Annotated in this window: 5 protein-coding genes; 3 read left to right on the forward strand and 2 right to left on the reverse strand. The window is 74.1% G+C overall.

Features of this window, described 5'->3' with window-relative positions:
* Positions 1-1,838 (reverse strand): AAA family ATPase (locus A6Q79_RS02185; protein WP_317695881.1); only part of this gene is annotated, 1,838 nt, incomplete at its 3' end.
* 106 nt (positions 1,839-1,944) lie between these two features.
* The gene (locus tag A6Q79_RS02190; RefSeq protein ID WP_317695884.1) at positions 1,945-2,541 is read right to left on the reverse strand and encodes an Ig-like domain repeat protein; all 597 of its coding nucleotides are present in this window, start codon (positions 2,539-2,541) and stop codon (positions 1,945-1,947) included.
* On the opposite strand from A6Q79_RS02190, the gene A6Q79_RS02195 reads away from it, so the two are divergent.
* From A6Q79_RS02195 to A6Q79_RS02205, 3 genes are all read left to right on the forward strand, one after another.
* Positions 2,516-2,965, forward strand: coding sequence for a Trp biosynthesis-associated membrane protein (locus tag A6Q79_RS02195; protein WP_317695886.1), 450 nt, complete (start codon positions 2,516-2,518; stop codon positions 2,963-2,965). The two genes, A6Q79_RS02190 and A6Q79_RS02195, sit on opposite strands and share 26 nt — an antisense overlap.
* 98 nt (positions 2,966-3,063) lie before the next feature.
* Entirely contained in the window at positions 3,064-4,254 is a 1,191-nt protein-coding gene (locus A6Q79_RS02200; protein ID WP_286690920.1) for a glycosyltransferase family 4 protein, read from the forward strand.
* Positions 4,251-4,503 (forward strand): hypothetical protein (locus A6Q79_RS02205; RefSeq protein ID WP_317695890.1); only part of this gene is annotated, 253 nt, incomplete at its 3' end. The genes A6Q79_RS02200 and A6Q79_RS02205, both read left to right, overlap by 4 nt.

Consider the following 4,503-nt stretch of genomic DNA (forward strand, 5'->3'; position numbering starts at 1 on the left):
CCCTCGACCCGCTCGAGCATCGTGTCGGCCTCGGCCTCGACGGCGTCGAGTAGCGCGGCGTCGGCGACCCACTCGTGCCGTGGCGCCTCGCCCGTGCGGCGCACGGCCTCCGCGAGGTCGGCACCCGGGATCGCGACCTGCGCGACGTCGGCCGCGAGGTCGTAGATCTCGGCGGAGTTGCGGTAGTTGGTCGAGAGCCGGAACCGGTGCTCGACCTTGCCCTCCAGCGCGGCGACGCGGGCCTGCTCGGCCTCGTCGGCGTGCGGCCACGACGACTGCGCGAGGTCGCCGACGATCGTCCAGCTGGCGTAGCGGCCGCGCCGGCCGAGCATCCGCCACTGCATCGGCGAGAGGTCCTGCGCCTCGTCGACCAGCACGTGCGCGTAGCCGTCGTCGTCGATGCTCGTGGTGGAGCGCAGCTCGTTCTCGACCTCGCGCTCACGTCGCTCGAAGCTCATCAGCTGACGCGGCACGTCGTCGTCGCGCTCGTCGTCGGGCGGCACCTCGCCCAGCAGGTAGCGCAGCTCGTCGACGAGGGGGACGTCCTCGATGGCGGGGACGCCCGAGGCCCACGACGTGACCATCGCGTCGAGCTCCTCGCGGGAGAACGCGCCGTTGGCGAGCTCGCCGACCCGCTTGGGCAGGGTGCGCCAGAGCTCGACGGCGTCGACCGGAGGCCACCACGCCTCGACGAAGTCGACGTAGCGGTGGTCGGTGGTGAGCTCGTCGAGGAAGCCCTCCTCGCCCTTCTCGAGCGCCCGCTCGCCCGACACCTGCTGCCACAGCGCCCGCGCCACGGCGGCCGGCGCCTTCGGGTAGGCGCGGTTGCGCGGCAGGTTCGAGAGCAGCCCACGGCGGATGTTGGCGAGCTTCTTGGCGTCGAGGACGAGCACGTCGTCCTTGTAGAAGTACCGGAACGACGTCGGCTCGCCGGGCTGCGGCGAGGTGGCCAGGCGCCGGAGCACGGGCAGCATGCGCGACGAGCCCTTGGCCGCGGCGGCGACCGGCTCGTCGTGCTCGCGCGCGCCGACCCCGTCGACGACCTCGCCCAGCGAGCGCAGCGTCACCGCGGTCTCGCCGAGGCTCGGCAGCACGCGCTCGATGTAGCTCATGAACACCGACGACGGGCCGACGACGAGCACGCCACCGGACTCGAAGCGTCGGCGGTCGGTGTACAGCAGGTAGGCCGCACGGTGCAGCGCCACGACGGTCTTGCCCGTGCCGGGGCCGCCGCCGATGATCGTCGCGCCGCGGCTGGGCGCCCGGATCGCCTCGTCCTGCTCCTTCTGGATCGTGGCGACGACGGAGTGCATGGTGCTGTCGCGGGCCCGCGAGAGGCTGGCGAGCAGCGCGCCCTCGCCGACGACGACCATGTCCTCGGGGGCGTTCTCCGCGTCGAGCAGGTCGTCCTCGACCCCGACGACGGTCTTGCCCGAGCTGCGCAGGACGCGACGGCGGACGACGCCGGTGGGGTCCTGGGCGGTGGCCTGGTAGAACAACGCCGCCGCCGGCGCACGCCAGTCGACGAGCAGGATCTCGCGTTCGGCGTCGCGGACACCGATCCGGCCGATGTACCGGGCCTCGCCGCCCTGCAGGTCGAGCCGGCCGAACACGAGCCCGTCGTGCGCGGCGTTGAGCGCCGACAGGCGGCGGGTGGCCTGGAAGACCATCGCGTCGCGCTCGACCAGACCGCCCTCGTTGCCGACGTGCCCGCGGGCGAAGCCCTCGGTGACGAGCGACTGCGCCACCTTGGTGGACTCGTCGAGGCGACCGTAGACGACGTCGACGTACGCCTGCTCCGCTGCGATCTCTGCGGCGGCCTGCTGCTCGGAGGACACGCCTCTCCTCGGCTCTCGTGGGTCGTTCTGCGAACTCCCCATGGTACCCGCCGTCCGGCCACGAAAACCCCACCGGCCCAGGGTCCGTGGGACGCCCGTCCTGTCGTCAGCGCACGGTGACCCGACGCTTGGTCGAGCGGGCCTCGGCCTTCGCGTCGCCGAGGTACTCCACCGTGTACACCCGCGTGCCCTTGGCCTGTCCCGTGACGGTGACGACGGCACGACGCGTGCCCCGGTAGCTCGTGAGGGTCGCGCTGCGCAGCGTGCGCGAGCCGAGCCGGACGCGCACGGTCCCCGTGGGGGTGGCGCCGCTCGCGCGCACGACGACGGTGAACGTCGCGCTCCGGCGACCTCCGGTGCTGGTGACGGCGAGGGCGGGCTGCGCCTTGACGGTGCGCGACGCCGACGTGCGCGACGCGGTGGCGTGCCCGGGCCGCGTGGCGGTGACCCGGACCGTGAGCGGACGTCCGAGGTCGGCGGTGCCGGCGCGGTACGTCGGACCGGTCGCCCCCGTGACGACCTTGCCCGACCGCAGCCACTGGTACCCGAAGGACGTCGAGCCGGTCGTGGGGTCGCCGGCGTCCCACGTGCCGGGCGAGGCCGTGAGGGTCGAGCCGGGTCGGGCGGTCCCGGTGACGGTGGGCGCGGTGCGGGCGGTCAGGGCGGCGGGAGCGACGGTGCGCGCGGCCGACGTCGTGGTCACGGGCCGCGACGTCGCGCCGCTGGCCGCTGCCCTGGCGGTGGTGGTCGTCACCGCGGCGCTCGCCGTGCTCGCGACGCGCGGCCGGGGCCGGTGGGTCGTGGGCGTGCTGGTCGTCCTCCTGGGCGTCGGTGGCGCGGTGCTCAGCGTGCTCGGCGGCACGGGCGACGGCTCGCGCGACGCGCTCGTGGGCGCGGCCGAGCAGTCGCCGGCGTTCACCGGTGAGGACCTCGGCCGCGTCGCGACCTCGCCGTGGCCGTTCGTGGCGGCCGGAGGCTTCGTGGTCGCGGCGCTGCTCGGCGCCCTGGTGGTGCGGCACGGACGCGGCTGGCCCGGGATGAGCGGACGCTACGACGCACCGTCGCGCCGACCGGTCGTCGAGGACCCGTGGAAGGCGCTCGACGAGGGACGCGACCCGACCGTGTGACGAAAGTCCCTCCACGAGCCGTCGCGGACGTAACCCTGGGTGCCGCGCCTCGTTGACCCGTGCGACACCGAGAGACGGTGACCACGAGTGGAGGTCGAATGCGCGTCCTCGTGCACGACTACAGCGGGCACCCGTTCCAGGCCCAGCTCAGCCGCGAGCTCGCCCGGCGCGGGCACGACGTGACGCACTCCACCTGCAACGCCTACGTCTCCGGCAAGGGCCGACTCAAGGCCCAGCCCGGCGAGACCATCCGCTTCGAGACCGTCGGCGACGGCATCGTCTTCGACAAGCGCCGCTTCGTGCAGCGGCTCCTGCTCGAGGTGCGCCTCGGCGTCGAGCTCGTGCGCCACGTGCGCCGCGTCCGCCCCGACGTCGCGCTCATGTCGAACGTGCAGATCCCGACGCTCGTCGTCTTCGCCGCCGCCATGGCGCTGTTCCGCCAGCCCTGGGTGCTGTGGCACCAGGACGTCTACTCGGTGGCCGTCCGGTCCTTCGCCGGCGCCAAGCTCTCGCGCTCCTTCCGCGCCGTCGCGCTCGCGTTCGACCTGGCCGAGCGCTGGACGTCGCGGCGTGCCAGCCAGGTGGTCGTCATCGCCGACTCCTTCGTCCCGGTGCACGAGCGGTGGGGCACGGCTCACAAGACGACCGTCATCGCCAACTGGGCCCCGCTCGATGAGATCGTGCCGGTCCAGCGCAAGAACGACTGGGCCGTGGAGCACGAGCTCGACGACGTCCAGACCCTCCTGTACTCCGGGACCCTCGGCCTCAAGCACGACCCGGCCCTGCTGGTGCGGCTGACGGCCGCCGTGCGCGAGCTCGGTCGTCCCGTGCGGCTCGTCGTCGTGAACGAGGGTCCGGCGGCCGACGTGATCCGCGCCGAGGCCGACCGGCTCGACGTCCCGCTCACCCTGCTGCCGTTCCAGCCCTACGAGCGTCTCCCCGAGGTGCTCGGCAGCGGCGACGTCCTCGTCGTGCTGCTCGACCAGCAGGCCGGCGCGTTCTCCGTGCCGTCCAAGACGCTGTCCTACCTGTGCGCGGGCCGTCCCGTCGTCGGCCTGATGCCCGAGGAGAACGCCGCCTCCGACCTGGTCGAGCGCGCCGGCGGTCACGTCGGCCGTCCCGAGGCGACCTCGCTGCCCGCGGCCGCGGCCTGGGTCGACGCCCTGCTCGCCGACGACGAGCGTCGCGACACCGTGCGCGCCCAGGCGCGTGAGCTCGCCGAGCAGGAGTTCTCGCTGGCCGGCTGCGCCGACCGGTTCGAGGCCGTCCTCGAGCGGGGTGCGCGATGACCGCCGTCACGAGCGACGCCACCGTGCAGGCGGGCGCCGAGCCCGAGCGGCGCGGCGCCGTGCCGCTGGTCGTCGTCGGCCCGCGCACGCGTGTCGGCCGCAGCCTGCTGGCGCGGCACGAGGGACCTGTGCTCGCCGTCTCGCGGCACGCCGACGACACGGCGGCGCTCGCAGGCGCCGACGTGCTCGACGTCGAGGACGACGACCTGGGCTCACGGCTGGCCGACGCGTCGGCGGTCGACGTCGCGG

It is taken from the genome of Aeromicrobium sp. REDSEA-S32_B7, assembly GCF_001626145.1.
Taxonomy (GTDB): Bacteria; Actinomycetota; Actinomycetes; order Propionibacteriales; family Nocardioidaceae; genus Aeromicrobium; species Aeromicrobium erythreum.

What these genes read in the sequence shown, in the direction of transcription:
- A6Q79_RS02200 (WP_286690920.1), top strand. Translation starts at nt 3,064, where the DNA reads ATGCGCGTCCTCGTGCACGACTACAGCGGGCACCCGTTCCAGGCCCAG.